The following is a 24560-nucleotide window of genomic DNA, read 5'->3' as shown; positions in this document are numbered from 1 at the left end:
TGCGCCGGGTCCCCTTTGGTCCCCGCGGACACGATACGTCGCCGGGGGCGCCCGCGTCCCGGGCCTGGCGAGGCCCGCCCCCGGTCGGGGTCGTCGGGGGTCGTCGGGCGGTCAGCCCAGGATCTGGAAGGTCTGGAACGCCGTGTCGCGCAGCTGAGTGCACTCCGGGCCGTCCCACTGGTCGGAGGGGCAGGTGATCATGATGGCGTAGCCGTGTTTGGCGTCGGCCCTGAAGCCCCGGTCGAGCACCCGGACCCGGGTGCCCTGCTGATTGCGTTCGAACTCCCAGTCGGCGACGGTCGGGTAGCCGCGGTAGTCGACGGTGTCGATCCGGACCTGGTGGTAGCCGTTGCTGCTGCCCGCGACGGCCGGGGCCAGCGCGACCCAGGCGAGTCGGGCGTCCTTGCCCGGACTGTTGGTGAAGTCGACCTGGATGCTCGGGAGTCCGCCGTTGCGGCTGAAGATCCCACCGGAGTCCTGGCCGGCGGTGCCGGTCTGGTGGAACCCCTCGGGCATGGCCATGGAGAAGTGGAACCGCAGGTCCGTCACCTGAGCGTAGCCGGCGGGCAGTGCGCCGCCCGGCGAGCCCGGCGTGGCCCCCTGACCCTGACTCTGGCCCTGCCCCTGACCCTGGCCGGGATCGGTCGCCGGGTTGCTCGCCGCGCCGCCCGGGGATGTGCTCGGGGTCGGCGTCGGGGTGACGGCCGTCGAACCGCCCGCCGACGCGCGGGGGCTCGGCGTCCGGGAGGCGGACGGCTGCGGGCCGCCCTTGCCCTCGTTCTTGTGGCCGGTCGCGTCGTCGTCACTGAAGGCGTAGGCGATCAGCGAGCCGACCAGCGCGAGCACGACCACCAGCCCGGCTATCGCCAGGGCTATGGTGCGGGGCGCCATCACATCGGTCAGCGGTGCCACGATCTTCGCGGGCCGGGCGGGCGGGGCCTCGGCGGCCGAAGCCGCTGCCGCCTCGGCGGCGGCGGCCTTGCGGGCCGCCTTCAGCGCGGCGCGGGCCCGTTCGCGCTGCTCCCGCTCGCGCCGCTCGCGTTCCTTCTTCTCCGCCTTGGCCGCGGCGGCCTCCGCCGCCCTGGCCGCCTTCTCGGCCTTCTCCGCCTTCTCGGCGGCGGCCTTGTCCGCCGTCGCCTTGTCCGCCGCCGCCTGGGCGTCGGCCAGGGATATCGCCCGGGTCTCCTCGACCGCCGGGGGCAGCACCTCCGTGGCGGGCTCGGGCTCGGGGGCGTCGATGACGGCGGTGAGCATGGCCCGCGCGCCCACCTCGTCGAGCCGCTGGGCGGGGTCCTTGACCAGCAGGCCGTAGATCACCTCGGTGAGCGGCCCGGCGTTCTTCGGCGGGTCCACCTGTTCGGTCATCACGGCCGTGAGGGTGGCGAGCGCGGAGCCCTTGTCGTAGGGGGGCACGCCCTCGACCGAGGCGTACAGCAGACCGCCGAGCGACCACATGTCGGCGGGCGGTCCGGGCTTGTAGCCGCGCGCGCGTTCGGGGGAGATGTAGGAGGGGGCGCCGACGAGCATGCCGGTGGAGGTGATGGAGGGGTCCCCCTCGACCTGGGCGATGCCGAAGTCGGTGAGGACGACGCGGCCGTTGTCGGCCATGAGCACGTTGGACGGCTTCACGTCGCGGTGCAGGATGCCCTGGCGGTGGGCGGCGCTCAACACGTCGAGCACGGCGAGCCCCACCTCGGCCGCCCGGCGGGGGGTCAGGGCGCCGCGCTCGCGGATGAACTCCGCCAGCGAGGGGCCCTCGATGAGCTCCATGACGATCCACGGCCGGGCGTCCTCGTCCACGACGTCGTAGACGGTGACGGCGCCGCCACTGCGGATACGGGCGATGGCCTTGGCCTCGCGGAGGGTACGGGTGATGAGTCGGCGCTTTTCGTCCTCGTCGACCCCGTTGCCGAAGCGGAGTTCCTTGACGGCGACCGTCCGGCCGAGGACCTCGTCCTCGGCGCGCCACACGGTCCCCATCCCGCCCTTGCCGAGCACGGCGCCCAACCGGTACCGCCCGGCCAGCAATCGGCCCCGGTCCCTGCCCGCCCGCTTCGCCTCGTCCGCGTCCGCCGCGCCGTGGGCGGACTCGGCGTCAATCGCCTTTCCGGGAACGCCCTTGCCCGGCCGCGCCTCGTCCCGACCCTGCTTGCCCGGGTCCGCCTTCGCACGCCGCGACTTCGCGTCCGCCTCCGCCGGCCCACCGTCAGGGGCCTCCACGGGCTCCGCCGGGCCCGACACCGGCTTCACGACACCGGCGTCCCCGGGCGTGGCCTCGTCCGGGGACGCCTTGGCATTCTTCGACTCGGCGTCGACCGCCTTCACGGGCTTCGCTTCCACGGCATCACCGGGCACGGCGTCATCGGGAACGGCGTCCTCGGGCGCGGCGTCATCGGACGCGGCCCGGCCCGGACGCGCCCCGTCCGGGGCCGCCTTGCGCAAGTCCGCCTTCGCACCCCGCGGCGCGTCGTCCGCCGGCTCGACGTGCGCCGACTCACCGTCAGCCGCATCCGCCACGGGCGACTCCTCCGCCGCGGCCGACTCCTCCGCCGCGGGCCTGCGCGCAGCCGGGACCGCCTTCACGGGCTTGGCCTTGCCCGAACCCGCCTTCGCATCGGACCCCGCCTCGGCCGCACCCCGATTCGCAACGGCAGCATTCCCGGCGGCAGCGTCCCCGGCGGCAACGCCACCGGCAGGCGATTCGGTGTGTTCCGGCTTCGACATGCGTCCCCTCTGCGATCGTGCAGCCTGCCCCGGCTGCCCCGGCAGCCGCCGGGGGGCACGGTAAACCGCCCCGGCAGAAACCTCATTGTTGCTCACTCCGCAACGGACGGACGCCCCGGGTCCGCGGTTCCCCTCTCCGCATCCCGGAGTTACAACGGAACGATGTCGGGCGCCCCGAGCCGCGCCGCGTCCGCCGTCTGGTCGTCAGGCTGACGCTGCGATTCCCGCTCGGCCTCCACCCTCTTCTCGTAGTGCTCGACCTCCTTCTCGATCTGCTGCTTGTCCCATCCCAGAACCGGAGCCATCAACTCCGCGCACTCCCGCGCCGATCGCGTCCCCCGGTCGAACGTCTCGATCGAGATCCGTGTCCGCCGCGTCAGTACGTCGTCCAGGTGCCGCGCCCCCTCGTGCGAGGCGGCGTACACCACTTCTGCCCGCAGATAGTCGTCCGCACCCGACAACGGCTCCCCCAAACCCGGGTCGGTCGCGATCAGGTCGAGCAGCTCCTCCGTCAGCGAGCCGTACCGGTTCAACAGGTGCTCCACCCGCACCACGTGCAAGCCCGTCCGCGCGGCGATCCGGGCCCGGGCGTTCCACAGCGCCCGGTACCCCTCCGCTCCCATCAGCGGTACGTCCTCCGTCACGCAGTCGGCCACGCGCTGGTCCAGCCCGTGCACGGCCTCGTCCACCGCGTCCTTCGCCATGACCCGGTACGTCGTGTACTTGCCGCCCGCGACCACCACCAGTCCGGGCACCGGGTGCGCGACCGTGTGTTCGCGCGAGAGCTTGCTCGTCGCGTCGGACTCGCCCGCCAGCAGGGGCCGCAGGCCCGCGTACACTCCCTCGACGTCGTCCCGGGTCAGCGGCACCGCCAGCACCGAGTTCACGTGCTCCAGCAGGTAGTCGATGTCGGCGCTCGACGCCGCCGGATGCGCCTTGTCGAGGTCCCAGTCGGTGTCGGTGGTCCCCACGATCCAGTGCCGCCCCCACGGGATGACGAACAGCACGGACTTCTCGGTCCGCAGGATCAGCCCGGTGGACGAGTTGATCCGGTCCTTCGGTACGACCAGATGGATGCCCTTCGAGGCGCGGACGTGGAACTGGCCGCGCTCCCCGATCAGCGCCTGGGTGTCGTCCGTCCACACCCCCGTCGCGTTGACGATCTGCTTGGCGCGGATCTCGTACTCGCCGCCGCCCTCGACGTCCCGCACCCGCGCGCCGACCACCCGTTCGCCCTCGCGCAGGAACCCGATGACCCTCGCCCCGTTGGCGCAGTGCGCCCCGTACACGGCGGCGGTCCGGACGAGGGTCGTCACGTACCGGGCGTCGTCCATCTGGGCGTCGTAGTACTGCAGGGCCCCCACCAGCGCGTCCTTGCGCAGGGCCGGCGCGACCCGCAGCGCGTGGCTACGCGAGAGGTGCCGGTGGGTCGGCAGCCCCCGCCCGTGTCCGCTGGACACCGACATCGCGTCGTAGAGGGCCACGCCCGAGCCCGCGTAGAAGCGCTCCCAGGCCTTGTGCTGGAGCGGGTAGAGGAACGGGACGGGCTTGACCAGGTGCGGGGCCAGCCGCCCCAGCAGCAGGCCACGCTCCTTCAGTGCCTCGCGCACGAGCGCGAAGTCGAGCATCTCCAGATACCTGAGGCCGCCGTGGATCAGTTTGCTCGACCTGCTCGACGTGCCGGCGGCCCAGTCCCTGGCCTCCACCAGCCCGGTCGACAGGCCCCTGGTCACGGCGTCGAGCGCGGTTCCGGCGCCGACCACCCCCGCGCCGACCACCAGCACGTCCAGTTCGCGTTCGGCCATTGCGGCGAGTGCCTCGGCGCGCTGCGCCGGTCCCAGTGTCGCTGTCCTCACGGCTGCCTCCCGTTGGTGCGGGCGAACCCGCTCGATGCGGGCGTACCCGCCTGCCGCGGGCGTACCCGCACACATCCCCGTTCTCGATTCTCACCGGCCGGTTCCGACTCGGCCACCGCCTGTGGACAACACAACGGTAGCCAAACCCCCGGAATGCGACATTTCTGTCATATATATGCCTAGTCTGACATTGCGCCGGCTTCGATCATCCACGGACCGGATCATCCACGGACTTGCGCGCCCAGCCCGCTCATGTAAGGGAAGGGAAGGGACGGCTACCCCCATGCCCGCAGATCTCGCCGTCATCGGACTAGGCCACCTCGGCCTCCCCCTCGCCCAGGCGGCCGTCGCCGCCGGAATCGAGACAGTCGGCTACGACAGCGGTCCGGCCACGGACAGCACCCTCACCGCCGCCGAGATCCGCCGCATGTCGGCGGCCGGCTTCCGGATCACCACCAATCCCGCCGAGCTGGGCCGGGTCCGCACCGCCGTCATCTGCGCCCCCACCCAGCTCGGCGCCGACCGGGCACTCGACCTCTCCGCCGTCGGCGAGGCCGGCCACACGCTCGCCGCCCGGCTACGGCCCCACACCACCGTCATCCTCGAATCCGCGGCCCATCCGGGTGTCACCGAGGACTACCTGCGCCCGATCCTCGAAGCGGGCTCCGGGCTGCGCGCCGGCCGCGATTTCCACCTGGCGTACTCCCCCAGCCGGCTCGACCCGGGCAACCGCACCCACGGCATCGCCAACACCCCCAAGGTCATCGGCGGTCTCACCCCCGCCTGCACCGAGTCGGCGCACGCCTTCTACGCCCGCATCACGGAGAAGGTGGTCCGCGCCCGGGGTCTGCGCGAGGCCGAGACCGTGCAGCTGCTGGAGACCAACTACCGGCACGTCAACATCGCCCTGATGAACGAGATGGCGGTCCTCTGCCACGACATCGGCGTCGACCTCTGGGACGTCATCCGGTGCGCCGAGACGAAGCCGTACGGGTACCAGGCCTTCCGCCCCGGCCCCGGCGTCGGCGGCCACGGCGTCCCCCTGGACCCCACCTACCTCCCCCACACCACCCGCACCCCGGGCCACCCGCTGCGCATGGTGGGTCTGGCGCAGGAGATCAACACCCGGATGCCGCAGTACGTCATCCAGCGCTCCGCCACCCTGCTGAACGAGCACGGCAAGTCCGCCCGCGGCGCCCGCGTGCTACTGCTCGGCGTGACGTACAAGCCCGACCTCGCGGACCAGGAAGGCTCCCCGGCCCCGGAGATCGCCAGCCGGCTCATCGACCTCGGCGCACTGGTCAGCTACCACGATCCGTACATCTCGGGCTGGCGCGTCCGGGACCGACCGGTCCCCCGCGCCGAATCGTTGTACGAGGCCGCGGCCAACGCCGACCTGACGATCCTGCTCCAGCACCACCGCACCTACGACCTCCAAGGCCTCGCGGTGAAGGCCCAGTTGCTCCTCGACACGCGCGGCGCCAGCCCCCCCGGCGCCGCCCACCGACTCTGACCTGCCGGGGGTTCCAGGTCGGCCGCGAGACCGCGGCCTGAGCGGGCCCGTCGGGCGTACGCAGGAGGGCCGGCGCCCCCGTCCCCGGGGTGCCGGCCCTCCTGCGTACGTACGGAAAGCGTCAGCGGCTGTGCTGGGAGTCCGCGACCGTGACCTCGACCCGCTGGAACTCCTTGAGCTCGCTGTAGCCGGTCGTGGCCATCGAGCGGCGCAGCGCGCCGAAGATGTTCATCGAGCCGTCCGGGGTGTGCGACGGGCCGGTGAGGATCTCCTCGGTGGTGCCCACCGTACCGAGGTCGACCTTCTTGCCGCGCGGCACGTCCTCGTGGACGGCCTCCATGCCCCAGTGGTTGCCCTTGCCGGGCGCGTCCGTGGCACGGGCCAGCGGGGAGCCCATCATCACGGCGTCCGCGCCGCAGGCGACGGCCTTCGGGATGTCCCCGGACCAGCCCACGCCACCGTCGGCGATGACGTGCACGTAGCGGCCGCCGGACTCGTCCATGTAGTCGCGGCGGGCCGCGGCCACGTCCGCGACGGCGGTGGCCATCGGGACCTGGATGCCGAGCACGTTGCGCGTGGTGTGCGCGGCGCCGCCGCCGAAGCCGACCAGGACGCCCGCGGCGCCGGTGCGCATCAGGTGCAGGGCCGCCGTGTAGGTGGCGCAGCCGCCCACGATGACGGGCACGTCGAGCTCGTAGATGAACTGCTTGAGGTTCAGCGGCTCGGCGGCGCCGGAGACGTGCTCCGCCGACACGGTGGTGCCGCGGATCACGAAGATGTCCACGCCTGCCTCGACGACGGCCTTGGAGAACTCGGCGGTGCGCTGCGGGGAGAGCGCGGCGGCGGTGACCACACCGGAGTCGCGCACCTCCTTGATGCGCTGCCGGATCAGGTCCGCCTGGATCGGCGCGGAGTAGATCTCCTGGAGTCGGCGGGTCGCGGACGTCTCGTCCAGCTCCGCGATCTCGTCCAGCAGCGGCTGCGGGTCCTCGTAGCGGGTCCACAGGCCTTCGAGGTTCAGCACGCCGAGGCCGCCGAGCTCGCCGATGCGGATGGCGGTCTGCGGGGAGACCACGGAGTCCATGGGGGCGGCCAGGAAGGGGAGCTCGAAGCGGTACGCATCGATCTGCCAGGCGATCGAGACCTCCTTCGGGTCCCGCGTACGCCGGCTCGGGACGATGGCGATGTCGTCGAACGCGTACGCCCTGCGGCCGCGCTTGCCGCGCCCGATCTCGATCTCAGTCACGTGTGGTGGCCTTTCCTCTGGGTCTGCCCGTCCAGTATCCCCGAACCCCGGGGGGCCGCGTTCCGGTGACCGCTGTACGGACGCATGACGGCGTGCGGGCACATGCCGAAGGGGCGGCCCCGCCGTGCGCGGGTCCGCCCCTTTCCCGGAACCGATCAGCCCTTGCGGGAGTAGTTCGGCGCCTCGACCGTCATCTGGATGTCGTGCGGGTGGCTCTCCTTGAGCCCCGCCGAGGTGATCCGCACGAAGCGGCCCCGGTCCTGGAGCTCGGGGACGGTGCGACCGCCGACGTAGAACATCGACTGGCGCAGGCCGCCGACCAGCTGGTGCACGACCGCCGACAGCGGGCCGCGGTAGGGGACCTGGCCCTCGATACCCTCGGGGATCAGCTTGTCGTCGCCGCCGACGCCCTCCTGGAAGTAGCGGTCCTTGGAGAAGGAGCGCTGGTCGCCACGGGACTGCATCGCGCCGAGCGAACCCATGCCGCGGTACGACTTGAACTGCTTGCCGTTGATGAAGAGCAGCTCGCCCGGGGACTCCTCACAGCCCGCGAGGAGCGAACCGAGCATCACGGTGTCGGCGCCGGCGACGAGCGCCTTGGCGATGTCACCGGAGTACTGGAGGCCACCGTCGCCGATGACCGGGACGCCCGCGGCCTTCGCGGCGAGCGCGGCCTCGTAGATGGCGGTGACCTGCGGGACGCCGATGCCGGCGACGACACGGGTGGTGCAGATGGAGCCGGGGCCGACACCGACCTTGATGCCGTCACAGCCGGCGTCGATGAGCGCCTGGGCGCCGTCGCGGGTGGCGACGTTGCCGCCGATGACGTCCACGCCGGAGTTCGACTTGATCTTGGCGACCATGTCGCCGACCAGGCGGGAGTGGCCGTGGGCGGTGTCGACGACGATGAAGTCGGCGCCCGCCTCGATCAGGGCCTGGGCGCGCTCGTACGCGTCGCCGGCGACGCCGACGGCCGCGCCGACGAGCAGCCGGCCGTCCTTGTCCTTCGCGGCGTTCGGGTACTTCTCCGCCTTGACGAAGTCCTTGACGGTGATGAGGCCCTTGAGGATGCCCGCGTCGTCGACGAGCGGCAGCTTCTCGATCTTGTGGCGGCGCAGCAGCTCCATGGCGTCGACGCCGGAGATGCCGACCTTGCCCGTGACCAGCGGCATCGGGGTCATGACCTCGCGCACCTGGCGGCTGCGGTCCGACTCGAAGGCCATGTCGCGGTTGGTGACGATGCCCAGCAGCTTGCCGGCCGCGTCGGTGACCGGGACGCCGGAGATGCGGAACTTCGCGCAGAGCTGGTCGGCCTCGCCCAGCGTCGCGTCGGGGTGCACCGTGATCGGGTCGGTGACCATGCCCGACTCGGAGCGCTTGACCAGGTCGACCTGGTTGGCCTGGTCCGCGATGGACAGGTTGCGGTGCAGCACGCCGACGCCGCCCTGGCGGGCCATCGCGATGGCCATGCGGGCCTCGGTGACCTTGTCCATGGCCGCGGAGAGCAGCGGGACGTTCACCCGGACGTTGCGGGAGATGAGGGAAGAGGTGTCGATCTGCTCCGGCGCCATGTCCGACGCGCCCGGCAGCAGCAGGACGTCGTCGTAGGTCAGTCCGAGCGTGGCGAATTTGTCGGGCACTCCGTCGGCGGTCATGACACCTTCCCAATGGTCTTGCTCAGCGCGGATGTCCATGCTAACGGGATCGCGAGGCGTCTCATTCCACTACCAAGGTCAACCGACACTTTCGTCGGTTCCTACGACGGATGGTGGAACGACGACGACACGCGACGACCGGCCCGACGATCAGCTCGCGACGGGCGACGACCGTCTCGGCCACGCGCGACGACCGGCCAGGCTACTGCTCGGCGAGGGCCCGCAACCGGCTGAGCGCCCGGTGCTGCGCCACCCGGACGGCACCGGGCGACATGCCGAGCATCTGCCCGGTCTCCTCGGCGGTCAACCCGACCGCGACCCGCAGGACGAGCAGCTCGCGCTGGTTCTCCGGGAGGTTGGCCAGGAGCTTCTTGGCCCAGGCGGCGTCGCTGCTGAGCAGCGCCCGCTCCTCGGGCCCCAACGAGTCGTCGGGTCGTTCCGGCATCTCGTCGGACGGGACGGCCGTGCTCCCCGGGTGCCGCATGGCGGCCCGTTGCAGGTCGGCGACCTTGTGCGCGGCGATGGCGAAGACGAACGCCTCGAAGGGGCGGCCTGTGTCGCGGTAACGGGGCAGAGCCATCAGGACGGCGACGCAGACCTCCTGCGCGAGGTCCTCCACGAAGTGACGAGCGTCACCCGGCAGCCGCGACAGTCGCGTGCGGCAGTACCGGATGGCGAGCGGGTGCACGAAGGCGAGCAGGTCGTGGGTGGCCTGCTCGTCGCCCTCCACCGCCCGGCGTACGAGCGCGCTGACAGCCCCGGCACCGCCGCCTTTGGCGGCGTCCGTAGGGCTCGTGGCCGCGGGTGACCCCTGGGCCTCGTCGTCGCGCATCGATCCATGGTGCCTTGGCGCGGGACCGTTCGCGGCATCGCGGCCCTGGTTGTGCGTCGAAGCGTTATGAGCGGGTGCGCCGGAACTCATGGTGTGCGCCCTCCCCTCCGCTCGGCCCGAATGATCCCTGAGGCCACATCTTCGAAAATGCGGCACACCCTCAAGGATGCGGCATCGCGCCCGAAGCGACACGTCCCCCGGATTGTGCCCCGCCAACCCCCGCTTGCGCACCGGGTACGGCGGGACACTCTGGGTGGTCCGCGATCAGCGGACGAGGCCCCAGCGGAACCCCAGTGCCACGGCGTGCGCACGGTCCGAGGCGCCGAGCTTCTTGAAGAGCCTGCGGGCGTGCGTCTTGACCGTGTCCTCGGAGAGGAAGAGCTCGCGCCCGATCTCCGCGTTGGAACGGCCGTGGCTCATGCCCTCCAGCACCTGGATCTCCCGCGCGGTGAGCGTGGGCGCGGCGCCCATCTCGGCCGAGCGGAGCCGGCGCGGGGCCAGTCGCCAGGTCGGGTCGGCGAGCGCCTGGGTGACCGTGGCCCGCAGCTCGGCGCGCGAGGCGTCCTTGTGCAGGTAGCCACGGGCTCCGGCGGCGACCGCGAGGGCCACGCCGTCCAGGTCCTCGGCGACCGTCAGCATGATGATGCGGGCGCCCGGGTCGGCCGAGAGCAGCCGGCGAACCGTCTCCACACCGCCGAGGCCCGGCATCCGGACATCCATCAGAATGAGATCGGAGCGGTCGGCACCCCAGCGGCGGAGGACTTCCTCGCCGTTGGCAGCCGTCGTCACACGCTCGACGCCGGGCACGGTGGCAACCGCGCGACGGAGCGCCTCTCGGGCAAGCGGGGAGTCGTCGCAGACGAGGACGGAAGTCATGACCGCCCTCCGCAGCTGATGCGCGTCACCTTGAGCCTCCAGGCTGGTACGTATCGTCACCTGTGCGGTCGATGCCCCCGGACACCTGTCCGAGGACTTCTTGGTTCAACCGCCTTCGCACTCTCAACGATGGTCACTCGAAAGAGTTACGGGTCGGACGGACACCTTCGGCACTCTACGTGAGGACGCGATCACGGCGCAGGAGCCACGAGCCCCCCGTCCTCCATCTGGAGCTATGCCCTATTTGGCGGCTTTCCTTCCGTTTGCCATGTGTCTGAGGCTAGATTCCCAATGAGTCATATTTACATCTACTACGACTGTAGATGTGGAGACATGGATCCCATTCGCCTCAGTACCGGCACCAAGAGGACTACCCATGGCAGATTTCTCCCGGCTCCCCGGACCGAACGCCGACCTCTGGGACTGGCAGCTACTGGCTGCCTGCCGCGGGGTCGACAGCTCCCTCTTCTTCCACCCGGAGGGCGAGCGGGGCGCGGCCAGGAGCGCGCGCGAGGCCTCGGCTAAAGAGGTCTGCATGCGCTGTCCGGTGCGCGCGGAATGCGCCGCGCACGCACTCGCCGTCCGTGAGCCCTACGGGGTGTGGGGCGGCCTCACCGAAGACGAGCGCGAGGAGTTGATGGGTCGCGCCCGGCACCGACTGATCCCCGCGTCGAGCGCGACCGGCCCGGCCGCTCCGCACTGACCGCCGCTCCCCGCACCGTCTGAAGGAACGTTTCCTCATTCCGCAGGCGGATCATCCGAAGATCGCCCCGGAACCCCCTGCGACGAACGCCCGAACCCCTTCCACGGAAACCGCGACGCGGCGCACGCCCGGGCGTGTCGCACCCGCCCCGGGCCGTGTCGTGCGTGGAGCGGTGCCGTCACGCCCCCATGGACGCGGCGGCCCGCTCCAGTTCCACCAGGGTCGCGGCCACCGCCGGCACCCGCGCCAGGTCGGGCAGGGTCAGCGCGACGACCTCCCGCTCGACGGCCGGTTCCACGACCACGGTGCTGACCCCCTTGGCCCGTACGGACTCCACCGCGAGCTCCGGCAGCACCGCCACCCCCAACCCCGCCCCGACCAGGCCGACCACCGCCGGATAGTCGTCGGTCGCGAAGTCGATGCGCGGGGTGAACCCCGCGTCCTCGCACACCTCCACCAGATGGCGGCGGCAGCGGGGGCAGCCCGCGATCCACGGCTCCCCGGCCAACTCGGCCATGCCCACGCGTTCGGCCCCGGCCAGCCGGTGCGCCCGCGGGACCAGCCCCACGAGCCGGTCGGTCAACAGGGGCCGCACCACCAGGTCCTCCCACTCGGCGGCGGACCCGGCCGAGCCCCCGTACCGGAAGGCCAGCGCCAGATCGCAGTCGCCCTCGCGCAGCATCTCCACCGAGCGCGGCGGCTCGGCCTCCACCAGCGAGATCCGGGTGCCGGGATGCTCGGCGCGCATGGCGGCCAGCGCGGTGGGGACCAGGGTGGAGCTGCCGCTGGGGAACGACACCAGGCGCACCCGCCCCGCGCGCAGCCCGGCGATCGCCGCGACCTCCTCCTCGGCGGCGGTCAGCCCGGCCAGGATGCCGGCGGCGTGGCGGACCAGCGCCTCGCCGGCCTGGGTGAGCCGCATCTCGCGGCCGGTCCGGATGAGCAGCGGGGTACCAGCCGACTGCTCCAGTGCCTTCATCTGCTGGGAGACGGCCGGTTGGGTGCAGCCCAGTTCGCGGGCGGCGGCGGAAAAGGACCCGGTCCCGGCGACGGCGCGCAGGACCCGTAGATGACGTGCCTCGATCACCCTTCGAGCATAAGCCCTCCTTTGACCGGGGAGGAGATGCCCATGGCTCGCTTTGGGACTGCCCGCCCAGGCCGGGACCTGTAGGCGAACCCGGCTCCGAATAAAGCTAGGTTGCGCCTATGACGACTGCGTTGATTACGGGATCCACGGCGGGCATCGGCGCCGCCTTCGCCCGGCGGCTCGCCGCCCAGGGACACAACCTGGTGCTGGTGGCGCGGGACACGGAACGCTTGGGCGAGCAGGCCACCGAACTGCACGACCGGCACGGCATCGAGGCCGAGGTACTGATGGCCGACCTGTCCACGGAGAAGGGCATCGCCGCGGTCGAGGCGCGCCTCGGCGACCGCACCCACCCGGTGGACCTGCTGGTCAACAACGCGGGCTTCGGCAACAAGGGCCGCTACCTCCAGGTGTCCATGGCGGACGAGCTGACGATGTTGAAGGTGCACATCGAAGCGGTGCTGCGGCTGACTTCGGCGGCGGCCGAGTCGATGCGTTCGCGGGGGCGCGGGGGCGTGATCAACGTGGCCTCGGTCGCCGCCTTCGTACCGCGCGGGACCTACGGGGCGAGCAAGGCCTGGGTCGTGCAGTTCACCCAGGGCGCGGCGAAGGACCTGGCCGGGAGCGGGGTGCGGATGATGGCGCTGTGCCCGGGGTTCGTACGGACCGAGTTCCACCAGCGGGCCGGGATGGGAACCGACAACATCCCGGGCTGGATGTGGCTCGACGCCGACAAGCTGGTGGCGGCGGCGCTGGCCGACCTCGCGCGCGGCAAGACCGTCTCCATCCCCGACCCCCGGTACAAGGCGCTGATGGGCGTGGTGAAGCTGACGCCGCGCGGGCTCCTGGGCGGGGTGTCCTCGCGTACGGGCCGCAAGTACGGCCCCCAGTAGTCGCCCCGAGAGCTGCGCCGACCGGGGCAATCCTCCCTAAACTGGACGTATCCCATCCACCCCGGGAGGCGACGCGCGATGACTTTCGTTCAGGTGATTGATTACGAAACCAAGCGGTTCGAGGAGATGAACGCGCTCATCGACCGCTGGGCGGAGCAGGCGAGCGGCCGACGGACGGTCACCCACACGATGATCGGCCGGGACCGCGACGCGAAGACGCACTACGTCGACCTCGTCGAATTCCCCTCCTACGAGGAGGCGATGAGGAACTCTCAGCTTCCGGAGACGGACCGGATGTTCCAGGAGATGGTGGCCCTCTGCGAGGGCATGCCGAAGTTCATGAACCTGGACGTCGTCCGCGACGAGTACCTCAACAAGCTGCTCGTGAACCGGATCTTCGAGGAGCTGGCGGAGAAGGGCAACTTCGACGTCATGGAGGAATGCGTCGCGGCCGACTACATGGAACACGACATGATGCGGCAGCCGGGCACCGGCGACGGCCGAGAGGGCCTGCGCCGCAGCATGACCATGTGGCGCGACGCCTTCGACTTCACCTTCGACCTGCACCGCCAGATCGCCGAAGGCGACTGCGTCACCACCCTGTGGAACTGGACCGGACGGCACAAGGGCGACTTCATGGGAATGGCCCCGACGGGCCAGGAGGTCGCCATGTCGGGCTGCACCACCTTCCGGATCGAGAACGGCCAGATCGCGGAGGGCTGGTGGTACTACGACGCCCCCGGCCTGATGAGGCAGATGGGCACGGGCACGGGCATGGGCGCGGACATGGGCACCGGCACCGGCACCGGCACCGGCATGGGCTCGGCCTCCGGTGGCACGACCCCCGACATGGGCATGTGACGGCGGCCCCCACGGCACGGGAAAGCCCCGGTCACCACCGCTTCGCAGCGGCGGGGACCGGGGCTTTCGTCAGCCGGCCGACTTCTCGACCGAGCCTGCCCTGACGAGCGTCAGTGGCTGTGGCCGTGACCGTGGCCGTGACCGGCGTCGGCCTCTTCCTCGGCCGGCTTCTCGACGACCAGGGTCTCGGTCGTGAGCAGCAGGGAGGCGATGGAAGCGGCGTTCTCCAGCGCGGAGCGGGTGACCTTGACCGGGTCGATGACGCCGGCCTTGACCAGGTCGCCGTACTCGCCGGTCGCGGCGTTGAAGCCCTGGCCCTTGTCGAGCTCGGCGACCTTGGCGGTGATCACGTAGCCCTCGAGGCCCGCGTTCTCGGCGATCCAACGCAGCGGTTCCACCGCGGCGCGGCGGACGACCGAGACACCGGTGGCCTCGTCGCCGGTGAGGCCGAGGTTGCCCTCCAGCACCTTCACGGCGTGGACGAGGGAGGAGCCACCGCCGGAGACGATGCCCTCCTCGACCGCGGCACGGGTCGCCGAGATGGCGTCCTCAAGGCGGTGCTTCTTCTCCTTGAGCTCCACCTCGGTGGCGGCGCCGACCTTGATGACGCAGACGCCGCCGGCGAGCTTCGCCAGACGCTCCTGCAGCTTCTCGCGGTCCCAGTCGGAGTCCGTGGACTCGATCTCGGCCTTGATCTGGTTGACGCGGCCGAGGACCTCGTCGGAGCTGCCGCCACCGTCGACGATGGTGGTGTCGTCCTTGGTGATGGTCACGCGGCGCGCGGTACCCAGGACGTCGAGACCGGCCTGGTCGAGCTTGAGGCCGACCTCCTCGGCGATGACGGTGGCACCGGTGAGGGTGGCCATGTCCTGGAGCATCGCCTTGCGGCGGTCACCGAAGCCGGGGGCCTTGACGGCGACGGCGTTGAAGGTGCCACGGATCTTGTTGACGACCAGGGTCGACAGGGCCTCGCCCTCGACGTCCTCGGCGATGATCAGCAGCGGCTTGGAGGCGCCGGCCTGGATGACCTTCTCCAGCAGCGGCAGGAGGTCCTGGATGGAGGAGATCTTGCCCTGGTTGATCAGGATGTACGGGTCGTCGAGGACGGCCTCCATACGCTCCTGGTCGGAGACCATGTACGGCGAGAGGTAGCCCTTGTCGAAGGCCATGCCCTCGGTGAACTCCAGCTCCAGGCCGAAGGTGTTGGACTCCTCGACGGTGATGACACCGTCCTTGCCGACCTTGTCCATCGCCTCGGCGATGAGCTCGCCGACCTGCTGGTCCTGCGCGGAGAGCGCGGCCACGGCGGCGATGTCCGACTTGTCCTCGATCGGGCGGGCGGTCGCGAGGAGCTCCTGCGACACGGCCTTGACGGCGGCGTCGATGCCCTTCTTGAGGGCGGCCGGGGAGGCGCCGGCGGCGACGTTGCGCAGACCCTCGCGGACCAGCGCCTGGGCCAGCACGGTGGCGGTGGTGGTGCCGTCACCCGCGATGTCGTTGGTCTTGGTCGCCACCTCCTTCACGAGCTGGGCGCCCAGGTTCTCGTACGGGTCGTCCAGCTCGACCTCGCGGGCGATGGTGACACCGTCGTTGGTGATGGTGGGGGCGCCGAACTTCTTGTCGATGACGACGTTGCGGCCCTTGGGGCCGATCGTCACCTTCACCGTGTCGGCAAGCTTGTTCACACCGCGCTCAAGGGCGCGACGGGCGTCCTCATCGAACTTCAGAATCTTCGGCATGGGAGCGGTTCAGTCCTCTCGTTGCGATCCTCGGCCGCTCACCGCGACCGCCACCGCCTAGAACGAACTACGCCCCTCGCCCCCCGGCATCAGCAGGGTGACCAGGGGCGCAGCTCAAAGCAAAACTGGAGAAGTGTCTTACTTCTCGACGATCGCGAGCACGTCGCGAGCCGAGAGGACGAGGTACTCCTCGCCGCTGTACTTCACTTCGGTGCCGCCGTACTTGCTGTACAGCACGATGTCGCCGACGCTGACGTCCAGCGGGAGACGCTGGCCGTCCTCGAAGCGACCCGGACCGACCGCAAGGACGACGCCCTCCTGGGGCTTCTCCTTCGCGGTGTCCGGGATGACCAGGCCGGAGGCCGTGGTCTGCTCGGCGTCGAGCGGCTGGACCACAATGCGGTCCTCAAGCGGCTTGATGGCAACCTTGGAGCTGGCGGTCGTCACGATCCGACCTCCCCCTTCGGAGATCCGGGGTTAACTGTCTGAGGTGGCGACCAGGTCGATCCGTCGTCGCGGGTGCCGGACCTGCCTGTCGCTGTGTTGGCACTCACCAGGGGCGAGTGCCAGGTGCGAGACTATTCCGGCGATTAGCACTCGGTCAAGCGGAGTGCCAACACGCCACCCGACGGATTGCGGATCGCCCCCTTCCGGACCGCCCCGGTCGGGCCCCCAGGAACCATCGCCAGGGGTTCCTCGTCGTAGTGGATATGAAGATAAAACGCCCTAATACCGACGGCGCAGGCCTCCCGTGCGGGGACTGAGGCCGCTGACGATCGCCGGCGCCCGCCGTCGTACCGAAGCGTTGCTGCTCGTCCTCGTGATCGGCATCGCCGTTTTCGGCCACGCCGAGGCCGGTCTCGCCATGAACGGTGTGCTGCCGCCCCAGCTCACGGGCTTCACGATCAGCCTGTCGCTGCTCGCGCTGGTCGGGCACCTGGGCATCCGCCGGTTCGCGCCGTACGCCGATCCGCTGATCTTCCCGCTCGCCATGCTGCTGACCGGTCTCGGGCTCGTCCTCATCCACCGTCTGGACCAGGGGTACATCGAGCGGTACGGGTCCGACGCCAACGCGCCCGGCCAACTGATGTGGACCGTGGTCGGGGTCGCGGCCTGCCTGCTGGTGGTGGCGCTGCTGCGCGACCACAGACTGTTGCAGCGCTTCATCTACATCACGATGGCCGTGGCGCTGGTGCTGCTCATCGCCCCGGCCTTCTTTGGCGCGGACACCTACGGCGCCAAGCGCTGGATCATCCTGCTCGGGTTCTCTCTCCAGCCCGGCGAGTTCGTGAAGATCATGATCGCGGTGTTCTTCGCCGGGTACCTGGTCGTCCACCGCGACTCGCTGGCCCTGACGGGCCGCAAGTTCCTGGGCATGCGACTGCCGCCGATGCGCCAGCTCGGCCCGATCGTCACCGTGTGGATCGTGTCCCTGCTGGTGCTGGTCTTCGAACGCGACCTGGGGACGTCGCTCATCTTCTTCGGCGTCTTCGTGGTGATGCTCTACGTGGCCACGGAACGCACCAGCTGGATCGTCTGCGGCCTGGTCATGGCGGCGGGCGGCGCGTTCGTCGTGGGCTCGACGGAGCCGCACGTGAAGGCGCGCGTGGCGGCCTGGCTCAACCCCCTGTCCTACTACTGGAAGGACCGGCCTCCGGGCGTCACCTCCGATCAGTCGGCGCAGGCGCTGTTCAGCTTCGGTACCGGCGGGATCACCGGCACCGGGCTCGGCATGGGCCACCCGGAGCTCATCAAGTTCGCGGGGCGCAGCGACTTCATCCTGACGACGGTGGGCGAGGAACTCGGCCTGGCCGGCGTGATGGCGGTCCTGCTGCTCTACGCGCTCCTCGTCCAGCGGGGGCTGCGCATGGCCCTGGCGGCGCGGGACCCGTTCGGCAAACTCCTGGCGGTGGGCCTCGCGGCGGCGCTGGCGCTCCAGGTGTTCGTGGTCGCCGGCGGCGTGACGGGGCTGATCCCACTGACGGGCAAGGCCCTGCCCTTCCTGGCGAAGGGCGGCTCGTCCCTGCTGGCCAACTGGATCATGATCGCCTTGCTGCTGCGCATCAGCGACAGCGCGGAGCGCCAACGCGAGGCGGACGCCCGGGGGCCGGTGGAAACCACCATCACACCGCTGGTGCCACCGTTGAGGAGTTGAGGGGGCGGGGGCTTCGGGGGGCGGGACGGCGGGGGGCCGGCACGGGCCGGTGTCGCCCCCGCGACCACCCACTGTCAGTTGGCGCGCTCGGCCGCGCTGCGCTCCACGCAGAACTCGTTGCCTTCGGGATCGGCCAGGGTCACCCAGCCCGTCCCGTCGGGCTTGCGGTGGTCGCCGACCACCGTCGCGCCCAAGGCGAGGACGCGCTCCACCTCTTCGTCCCGCGACCGGTCCTGCGGCTGGAGGTCCATGTGCACGCGGTTCTTGACCGTCTTGGCATCGGTCACCGTCACGAAGAGCAGGTGTGCACCGGACGTCACGACCATCGCCTCGGGATCGCCGGGGAAGTCATCAGGGGCGAGCGAGCCGTCCAGGACGGCGGCCCAGAACTGCGCCAGGCGGTAGGCGTCGGAACAGTCGATGGTGATGTGTCGGATCAAGGAAGCCATGGGCGCACTATCGACCGGCCCGGCGACCGATGTCCATCGACTTTGCGCGCGGGTCCATGACCGGCCCGTGACGACGGGATAGGAATGCGAGGGGGTCGGGCCTTGGCGTGGCCGACCCTGATGTGGCCGACCCTGATTCCGCCCTGCCGACAGCCCCGAAGCCCCCGCCGACACCCCGCCCCCCTACAGGTAGTCCTCCAGGCGGGCGATCTTGAACCCCTGTTCCTGGATGCGCTGGAGCATATGCGTGGTCATCTGGGTTTCCGACTCGCCCTTGAGCTCGGCCGGGCCGCGGAAGTGGGCGAGGATGATGTCCCCGGGGCGGAGGGCGGAGCCCTCGGCGTACTGGAAGCCGGTTATCTGCATCGACACGCGCCACAGCACGACCTGCGAGATGCCGCACTCGGAGGCGGCCTTGAGGGTGTCGTCGTTGTAATTGCCGAACGGCGGGCGGAAGCGGGTCGGTTTGGTGCCGAAGCGCTTCTCCAGGCGTTCCTGCTGCCCGCATATCTCCTTCTTCTGCGCCGCGAAGCCCAGCGTGCGCAGGTTCGGATGGGTCAGGGTGTGGTTGTTTATCGTGCTGCCGCTGCCGTTGTCGCGCAGCGTCTGGAAGTGGCCGTAGTCGGACGAGGCCACGTTGTCCGTGAGGAACATGCTGATCGGCAGCTTGAGGTCGGCCGCCATCTTCAGGAACTGCGGGTCCTTCTCCGCGCCGTCGTCGAAGGTCAGGAAGACGACCTTGTCGCCCGGCGCGACGGGTATTCGGTCTATGACGGCCGGCTTGCCCGGTGCGGGCTTGGGGAGTTGCGGCTTCTGCGCGGGCTTCGGCGCGTACTGCACCGGCGTCGCGAGGCCCCACTTGCGGTAGGCCTCGTCGGCCGAGGGCGCCGGCGCGGGGGACGAGGCGGCGGTGGACGGGGAGGCCGAGGGCTTCCCCGTCTCCTGCTTGGTCTTGCGCCCCAGTCGTTCGATGGGGTCCACGCTGTTCCCGCACCCCGAGAGGGACAGCGCGAGCGCGCCGGCTGCGAGCGTTCCGGCTACCAACCGGCGCGCGTAGTTCACAAGTAGTCCTCCAGGCGAGCCACGGCGTAACCCTTGTCCGTGACGGTCTTCATGACATGACGGATCATGTCAGGCATCGTGCCCTTCCAGTCCTCCCGGCCCCGGAAGTGCGTGAGGATGATGTCACCCGGGTGGAGGTCGCGGTCCCATTCGCGCCAGTCCATGCGGTTGACGAACGCCTCGGCGTTCCACAGCGGGACCGCCTTGATGCCGCAGGACTTGGCCGCGCGCAGGGTGTCCTGGTTGTAGTTGCCGTAGGGCGGCCGGAAGAGCGTCGGCCGCTTGCCGAACTCCTTCTGGATGGTGTCCTGCTGCCCGCAGATCTCCTCGCGCTGCTTCTCGTAGTCGAGGGCCGGCAGGTAGCGGTGGTTGAGCGTGTGGTTGTTCAGGGTGACGCCCGCGGCCTGCATCTCCTTGAAGTACGGGTAGTTGTCCCGGACCAGGTAGTCGCTGAGGAAGGCCGTGTAGGGGATCTTGAGTTCCTTCATCATCTTGAGGAACTCGGGGTCCTTCTCGGCGCCGTCGTCGATCGTCAGGAAGACGACCTTGTCCTCGGTGGGGACCGTGGTGAAGACCGGCGGGAGGTCCTCCTGCCCCTCGACCTCGAAGCCGTCGCGGGTGGTGATCTCCGGCTTGGTCTTGGGCGCGGGCGGGGCCGTCAGCGGCGGCTTGGCCAGTTTCCACTTCTTCGCCGCGGCGATCCGGGCCTGCAGGGCGGCCTTCTGCTGCTCGGCCGGGTTCGCGAGCGCGCCCGCCGCGCCCGCCCCTTCGCCGCCCTGGCCGCCCTTGGGCTTGGTCGCGGGCGGGTCGGCGGAGCCGCATGCGGTGCCCAGCGCGGCGATCAGCAGCGCGGCGAGGGCCACCCCGTACCGGCCGAGCGGACGCGCCGCCGGCCGATGACCTTGTTGCGTCGTATTTCCCTTTTGTCGTACAGGCTGCATAGCGACGGATACTCCCAGGACACTCCCCCGGTCGCCCGGCAGACACCGCGAACGGCCTTCGACCTTCCATCGACTGGCCCACACTGGCCGACAATGGACGGCGTGACCCCCGAAGACTTCGCCGCCCTCCTCACCCCCGAGGGGCGCGCCCTCCTCGACTCGCTCCACGACTACGACCCGGCCCGGGAACTGGCCGTGGCCACCCGTCTGCGCCGCGAGCACCCGGCCGCCCTGGTGTCCGCCGCGCTCGGGCAGGCGCGGTTGCGGCAGCGGGCGGTGGCGAAGTTCGGGGCCCGGGACGCCTCCCGGATGTACTTCACCCCCGGCGGCGGCGAGATGGCCACCCGCGCCTCGGTCGCGGACTACCGCGCCGGGCGACTCGCCGCCCTCGGCGTCCGCAGCGTCGCGGACCTCTGCTGCGGCATCGGCGGGGACGCGCTGGCCCTGGCCCGGCTGGGCATCCGGGTGACGGCGGTGGACCACGACCCGCTGACGGTCGCCGTCGCCCGGGCCAACGCGGAGGCGCTGGGGCTGGCGGACCTGATCGAGGTCCGGGAGGCGGACGTGACCACCGTCGACACCGGTGGCCACGACGCCGTCTTCATCGACCCGGCGCGGCGCGGCGGACGGGGCCGGATCTTCGACCCCGAGAGCTACTCGCCGCCGCTGTCCTGGGCCGTCGCGACCGCGCGCAGCGCCCCGTACGGGGCGATCAAGATCGCCCCCGGCATCCCGCACGAGGCCGTCCCGGCGGAGGCCGAGGCCGAGTGGATCTCCGACCAGGGGGACGTGAAGGAGGCCGTGCTGTGGTTCGGGACGGAGCCCGGCAGCGTACGGGCCACCCTGCTGCCGGGGCCGCGCGCGCTGCGCACCGCCGATCCGCTGCCCGATCCCGAGGCGGGACCGGTCGGCCGGTACCTCTACGAGCCCGACGGCGCCGTGATCCGCGCGCATCTCGTCGCGGAGGTCGCCGAGCAATTGGGCGGGCGCCTCATCGACCCGACCATCGCCTACATCACCGCGGACGAGCTGCGCGCGACCCCGTACGCGACCGCGTACGAGATCACCGACGTGCTGCCGTTCGGCCTGAAGAAGCTCAAGGCGCTGCTGCGCGAGCGCGGCGTCGGCATCCTGACGGTCAAGAAGCGCGGCTCGGCGATCGAGCCGGAGGAATTGCGCAAGAAGGTCAAGCCGCAGGGACCGCACTCGGCGACGGTGATCCTGACCCGCGTCGACGGCGCTCCCTCGATGCTGATCGGGGGCCCCGCCGAGGCCCGGTGACGGGCCTCGGGCCCTGTCCGACGGGACCCGGCCGGACGGGACTCAGCCGGACAGCCCCCGGCCGGCGGGCCTGAAGGCGCGCACGGCCCAGCGGTAGTGCGCGCCGGCCTTGCCGAGGCCGAGCAGGCCGGTGATCCACAGGATCAGGCCGAGCCCCATGAAGTAGGTGATCTCGCCGTACGTCACCTGGCCCGGCCGGGCCTCCGCCGCCGTCCCGAAGGTCACCCACAGCCCGAAGACGCCGAGGGCGAAGGACGTGAGCAGCCAGGTCAGGCTGCGCCAGGGGGCGCGCACCAGGGCGTCGGCCGCCGGGTCCCGGTCGGATTCGGCCCACGCGCACAGCAGGTGGCGCATCCGCCGGTCGCGTTCGACGCCCTTGGCGAACCAGATCCCGGCGGGGACCAGTACTCCGACGCCGAGCACGCCGAAGACCAGCCCGAAGAGGGAGGAGAGCGGATCGCCGCTCTCGAACGCCATCAGCGCCATGCCGATGAAGGTCCAACCGAGGGCGAAGACGGCGGCCACGGCCCAGAGCAGCAGCAGCCGGCCCGGGCCGAGGGTGCGCCGGCCCAGCTCCCGGAGGAAGCGCGCGCGGTCGGCGCGTACGACGGACTCGTCCATCCAGTCCCGCAGGTGCGCGGGCGGCGGCGGAGGCGGCAGGTCACGACGGGACATGCACATGACCATACCGGGATCTGATACAGAGTCACTCGACGGGCGCTCAGCCGCCCGCGACCTCCACGGACTCGAACCGCCAGCGGTGCACCGCCCGGGTGATCAGGTCCGCGGCCGGCTCAGGCAGCTCGGGCAACTCCGCCGCCACGCCCTCGGCGGTCTCCCACCAGGTGACGACCAGCACCCGGTCCTGTGGTGCCCGCAGCACCTCGCGGCGCACCGGCTCCCGGGCCAGGACCTGGGAACGGGCCCACTCCAGCAGCTCGTTCCCCCGGCCCGGCACCGCCCGGGCCTCCCACATCAGCGCGACCGTGCTCACGAGTAGAGGTTGTCCTTGCTCAGCTCGTGCACGTGGTCGTGGTCGTGGCTGTGGCCGTGACCGTGTCCGGGGTCGCCTCCCGCGTCGTGGTCCTGCGTCCCCGGTACGTGCGGGTCCGTCACCGGCAGCGAGGAATCGGCCGACAGGTCCCAGTCCGAGGCCGGACGGTTCCGCTTGACCATCTCCGCGCCCAGGGCGGCCACCATCGCGCCGTTGTCCGTGCACAGCTTGGGCCGCGGCACGCGCAGGACGATCCCCGCGTCGTCGCACCGCTCCTGGGCCAGCGCCCGCAGCCGCGAGTTGGCCGCGACACCGCCGCCGATCATCAGGTGGTCGACGCCCTCGTCCTTGCAGGCGCGGATCGCCTTGCGGGTCAGCACGTCCACCACGGCCTCCTGGAAGGACGCCGCCACGTCGCGCACCGGCACCTCCTCGCCCGCCTTCCGCTTCGCCTCGATCCAGCGGGCCACCGCCGTCTTCAGGCCGGAGAAGGAGAAGTCGTACGCCGCGTCCCGCGGCCCCGTCAGCCCGCGCGGGAAGTTGATCGCCTTGGGGTCGCCCTCCCTCGCGAGCCGGTCGATGACCGGGCCGCCGGGGAAGCCCAGCTGCAACACCCGGGCGATCTTGTCGAAGGCCTCACCGGCCGCGTCGTCGATGGTCGCGCCGAGCGGCCGTACGTCGGCGGTGATGTCCGGCGCCAGCAGCAGCGAGGAGTGCCCGCCCGAAACCAGCAGCGCCATGGTCGGCTCGGGCAGCGGCCCGTGCTCCAGTTGGTCGACGCAGATGTGGGAGGCCAGGTGGTTGACCCCGTACAGGGGCTTGCCCAGCGCGTACGCGTACGCCTTGGCCGCGGAGACGCCCACCAGCAGCGCCCCCGCGAGGCCGGGGCCGGCGGTGACGGCGATGCCGTCGAGGTCGCGGGCGCTGACGCCGGCCTCCTTGAGGGCGCGGTCGATGGTCGGGACCATCGCCTCCAGGTGCGCGCGGGAGGCCACCTCGGGCACGACCCCGCCGAAGCGGGCGTGCTCGTCGACGCTGGAGGCGATCGCGTCGGCCAGCAGGGTGGTGCCGCGGACGACGCCGACGCCGGTCTCGTCGCAGGAGGTCTCGATACCGAGGACGAGCGGTTCGTCAGCCATGGGTCTCACCTTGTACGTGTACGGAGGGTGCGGAGTCTGGGGTTGTGGGGCCGGAGAGGCGCATCACGAGCGCGTCGACGTTGCCGGGCTGGTAGTAGCCGCGCCGGAAACCGATCGGCTCGAAACCGAAGCGCTCGTAGAGCTTCTGGGCGCGGGTGTTGTCCACCCGCACCTCCAGCAGCACCTCGGCGCACTCGAAGGCGGTCGCCGCGCGCAGCAGGTCCTCCAGCAGCCGGGCGCCGAGACCGCTGCCCCACTGGTCGCGGGCGACGGCGATGGTCTGTACGTCGCCCAGGTCCCCGGCGGCGGCCAGCCCGGCGTAGCCGACGATGCGGCCCGCGGCCCCCGGGGCGGCGGCGCTGCCCGACGGGCCCTCGGGCGGCCCGTCGGGCGGGCTCTCGGCCCGGCTCTCGGCGACGACGTAGCGGCGGGTGGCGTGCGGGCCGCGCGCGTGGGCGAGCTCCGACCAGAACATGCCCGCGGACCAGGCGTCCTCGGGGAACAGCTCGTGTTCCAGCTCCAGCACGGGCTCGATGTCCCACCAGCGCATCTCG

The 24560-nt window shown here is 71.1% G+C and carries 22 protein-coding genes; 6 read left to right on the top strand and 16 right to left on the bottom strand.

Features of this window, described 5'->3' with window-relative positions:
- Window positions 1–111: 111 nt before the first annotated feature.
- Both E6R62_RS11625 and E6R62_RS11620 read right to left on the bottom strand, forming a co-directional pair.
- On the bottom strand, window positions 112–2517 hold the full coding sequence (locus E6R62_RS11625; RefSeq protein ID WP_240801615.1) for a protein kinase: 2406 nt from the start codon (window positions 2515–2517) through the stop codon (window positions 112–114).
- Window positions 2518–2873: 356 nt separating this feature from the next.
- Entirely contained in the window at window positions 2874–4580 is a 1707-nt protein-coding gene (locus E6R62_RS11620; RefSeq protein WP_136213265.1) for a glycerol-3-phosphate dehydrogenase/oxidase, read from the bottom strand.
- 283 nt (window positions 4581–4863) lie between these two features.
- Here E6R62_RS11620 and E6R62_RS11615 point away from each other — a divergent pair, with 283 nt between their 5' ends.
- A complete protein-coding gene (locus E6R62_RS11615) occupies window positions 4864–6093 on the top strand; it encodes a nucleotide sugar dehydrogenase (protein ID WP_136213264.1) in 1230 nt (409 codons plus the stop codon).
- Between the two features lie 121 nt (window positions 6094–6214).
- Here the strand turns inward: E6R62_RS11615 and E6R62_RS11610 are convergent, their stop codons facing one another.
- The 4 genes from E6R62_RS11610 to E6R62_RS11595 form a co-directional block, all read right to left on the bottom strand.
- Window positions 6215–7339 (bottom strand): GuaB3 family IMP dehydrogenase-related protein, encoded by a 1125-nt coding sequence (locus E6R62_RS11610; RefSeq protein ID WP_136213263.1) that lies wholly within the window; start codon window positions 7337–7339, stop codon window positions 6215–6217.
- A 155-nt stretch (window positions 7340–7494) separates the two neighbouring features.
- Window positions 7495–8994: an IMP dehydrogenase gene (gene guaB, locus E6R62_RS11605; protein WP_136213262.1), complete on the bottom strand. Its 1500-nt coding sequence runs from the start codon at window positions 8992–8994 to the stop codon at window positions 7495–7497.
- A 202-nt stretch (window positions 8995–9196) separates the two neighbouring features.
- On the bottom strand, window positions 9197–9826 hold the full coding sequence (locus E6R62_RS11600; protein ID WP_136213261.1) for a sigma-70 family RNA polymerase sigma factor: 630 nt from the start codon (window positions 9824–9826) through the stop codon (window positions 9197–9199).
- A gap of 264 nt (window positions 9827–10090) precedes the next feature.
- Window positions 10091–10702: a response regulator transcription factor gene (locus E6R62_RS11595; protein WP_003948568.1), complete on the bottom strand. Its 612-nt coding sequence runs from the start codon at window positions 10700–10702 to the stop codon at window positions 10091–10093.
- Window positions 10703–11078: 376 nt separating this feature from the next.
- Here E6R62_RS11595 and E6R62_RS11590 point away from each other — a divergent pair, with 376 nt between their 5' ends.
- Window positions 11079–11405, top strand: a complete 327-nt coding sequence (locus tag E6R62_RS11590) for a WhiB family transcriptional regulator (RefSeq protein ID WP_136213260.1) — start codon at window positions 11079–11081, stop codon at window positions 11403–11405.
- Between the two features lie 178 nt (window positions 11406–11583).
- Here E6R62_RS11590 and E6R62_RS11585 read toward each other — a convergent pair whose 3' ends face one another.
- Window positions 11584–12492 (bottom strand): LysR family transcriptional regulator, encoded by a 909-nt coding sequence (locus tag E6R62_RS11585; protein ID WP_136213259.1) that lies wholly within the window; start codon window positions 12490–12492, stop codon window positions 11584–11586.
- A 119-nt stretch (window positions 12493–12611) separates the two neighbouring features.
- Between E6R62_RS11585 and E6R62_RS11580 the strand changes: the two genes are divergently transcribed.
- Window positions 12612–13385: an SDR family oxidoreductase gene (locus tag E6R62_RS11580; RefSeq protein ID WP_136213258.1), complete on the top strand. Its 774-nt coding sequence runs from the start codon at window positions 12612–12614 to the stop codon at window positions 13383–13385.
- Between the two features lie 93 nt (window positions 13386–13478).
- A complete protein-coding gene (locus tag E6R62_RS11575; RefSeq protein ID WP_306432424.1) occupies window positions 13479–14246 on the top strand; it encodes an ester cyclase in 768 nt (255 codons plus the stop codon).
- Between the two features lie 110 nt (window positions 14247–14356).
- Here E6R62_RS11575 and groL read toward each other — a convergent pair whose 3' ends face one another.
- Complete coding sequence (gene groL, locus E6R62_RS11570; RefSeq protein ID WP_136213256.1) at window positions 14357–15985, bottom strand: chaperonin GroEL; 1629 nt, start codon at window positions 15983–15985, stop codon at window positions 14357–14359.
- A gap of 138 nt (window positions 15986–16123) precedes the next feature.
- Entirely contained in the window at window positions 16124–16432 is a 309-nt protein-coding gene (gene groES, locus E6R62_RS11565; protein ID WP_030230757.1) for a co-chaperone GroES, read from the bottom strand.
- Window positions 16433–16736: 304 nt separating this feature from the next.
- On the opposite strand from groES, the gene E6R62_RS11560 reads away from it, so the two are divergent.
- On the top strand, window positions 16737–18140 hold the full coding sequence (locus E6R62_RS11560) for an FtsW/RodA/SpoVE family cell cycle protein (protein WP_136213255.1): 1404 nt from the start codon (window positions 16737–16739) through the stop codon (window positions 18138–18140).
- A gap of 74 nt (window positions 18141–18214) precedes the next feature.
- Here E6R62_RS11560 and E6R62_RS11555 read toward each other — a convergent pair whose 3' ends face one another.
- From E6R62_RS11555 to E6R62_RS11545, 3 genes are all read right to left on the bottom strand, one after another.
- A complete protein-coding gene (locus tag E6R62_RS11555) occupies window positions 18215–18589 on the bottom strand; it encodes a VOC family protein (protein ID WP_136213254.1) in 375 nt (124 codons plus the stop codon).
- Window positions 18590–18772: 183 nt separating this feature from the next.
- Window positions 18773–19651 (bottom strand): polysaccharide deacetylase family protein, encoded by an 879-nt coding sequence (locus E6R62_RS11550; protein WP_240801614.1) that lies wholly within the window; start codon window positions 19649–19651, stop codon window positions 18773–18775.
- On the bottom strand, window positions 19648–20514 hold the full coding sequence (locus E6R62_RS11545) for a polysaccharide deacetylase family protein (protein ID WP_240801620.1): 867 nt from the start codon (window positions 20512–20514) through the stop codon (window positions 19648–19650). Before E6R62_RS11545 ends, E6R62_RS11550 begins: the two co-directional genes overlap by 4 nt.
- Before the next feature lie 180 nt (window positions 20515–20694).
- On the opposite strand from E6R62_RS11545, the gene E6R62_RS11540 reads away from it, so the two are divergent.
- Complete coding sequence (locus tag E6R62_RS11540; protein WP_240801613.1) at window positions 20695–21873, top strand: methyltransferase domain-containing protein; 1179 nt, start codon at window positions 20695–20697, stop codon at window positions 21871–21873.
- A gap of 42 nt (window positions 21874–21915) precedes the next feature.
- Here E6R62_RS11540 and E6R62_RS11535 read toward each other — a convergent pair whose 3' ends face one another.
- From E6R62_RS11535 to rimI, 4 genes are read right to left on the bottom strand one after another with little or no spacing between them, the layout of a single operon-like run.
- Entirely contained in the window at window positions 21916–22548 is a 633-nt protein-coding gene (locus E6R62_RS11535; protein ID WP_240801612.1) for a hypothetical protein, read from the bottom strand.
- Between the two features lie 46 nt (window positions 22549–22594).
- Window positions 22595–22867 carry a hypothetical protein gene (locus E6R62_RS11530; protein ID WP_240801611.1) on the bottom strand — a complete coding sequence of 91 codons (273 nt, stop codon included), beginning with the start codon at window positions 22865–22867 and terminating at the stop codon, window positions 22595–22597.
- Window positions 22864–24006, bottom strand: coding sequence for a tRNA (adenosine(37)-N6)-threonylcarbamoyltransferase complex transferase subunit TsaD (tsaD, locus tag E6R62_RS11525; RefSeq protein ID WP_136213251.1), 1143 nt, complete (start codon window positions 24004–24006; stop codon window positions 22864–22866). The genes E6R62_RS11530 and tsaD overlap by 4 nt, the downstream gene beginning before the upstream one ends.
- Window positions 23999–24556 (bottom strand): ribosomal protein S18-alanine N-acetyltransferase, encoded by a 558-nt coding sequence (rimI, locus tag E6R62_RS11520; RefSeq protein WP_136213309.1) that lies wholly within the window; start codon window positions 24554–24556, stop codon window positions 23999–24001. Before rimI ends, tsaD begins: the two co-directional genes overlap by 8 nt.
- Between the last annotated feature and the right edge of the window lie 4 nt (window positions 24557–24560).

Source organism: Streptomyces sp. A1136 (assembly GCF_004795055.1).
Lineage (GTDB): Bacteria > Actinomycetota > Actinomycetes > Streptomycetales > Streptomycetaceae > Streptomyces.
This window is presented reverse-complemented; position numbering and strand designations above follow the sequence as displayed.

What these genes read in the sequence shown, in the direction of transcription:
- E6R62_RS11615 (WP_136213264.1), top strand. Translation starts at nt 4,864, where the DNA reads ATGCCCGCAGATCTCGCCGTCATCGGACTAGGCCACCTCGGCCTCCCC.
- guaB (WP_136213262.1), bottom strand. Translation starts at nt 8,994, where the DNA reads ATGACCGCCGACGGAGTGCCCGACAAATTCGCCACGCTCGGACTGACC.
- E6R62_RS11600 (WP_136213261.1), bottom strand. Translation starts at nt 9,826, where the DNA reads ATGCGCGACGACGAGGCCCAGGGGTCACCCGCGGCCACGAGCCCTACG.
- E6R62_RS11595 (WP_003948568.1), bottom strand. Translation starts at nt 10,702, where the DNA reads ATGACTTCCGTCCTCGTCTGCGACGACTCCCCGCTTGCCCGAGAGGCG.
- E6R62_RS11590 (WP_136213260.1), top strand. Translation starts at nt 11,079, where the DNA reads ATGGCAGATTTCTCCCGGCTCCCCGGACCGAACGCCGACCTCTGGGAC.
- E6R62_RS11580 (WP_136213258.1), top strand. Translation starts at nt 12,612, where the DNA reads ATGACGACTGCGTTGATTACGGGATCCACGGCGGGCATCGGCGCCGCC.
- groL (WP_136213256.1), bottom strand. Translation starts at nt 15,985, where the DNA reads ATGCCGAAGATTCTGAAGTTCGATGAGGACGCCCGTCGCGCCCTTGAG.
- E6R62_RS11555 (WP_136213254.1), bottom strand. Translation starts at nt 18,589, where the DNA reads ATGGCTTCCTTGATCCGACACATCACCATCGACTGTTCCGACGCCTAC.
- E6R62_RS11535 (WP_240801612.1), bottom strand. Translation starts at nt 22,548, where the DNA reads ATGTCCCGTCGTGACCTGCCGCCTCCGCCGCCGCCCGCGCACCTGCGG.
- tsaD (WP_136213251.1), bottom strand. Translation starts at nt 24,006, where the DNA reads ATGGCTGACGAACCGCTCGTCCTCGGTATCGAGACCTCCTGCGACGAG.
- rimI (WP_136213309.1), bottom strand. Translation starts at nt 24,556, where the DNA reads ATGCGCTGGTGGGACATCGAGCCCGTGCTGGAGCTGGAACACGAGCTG.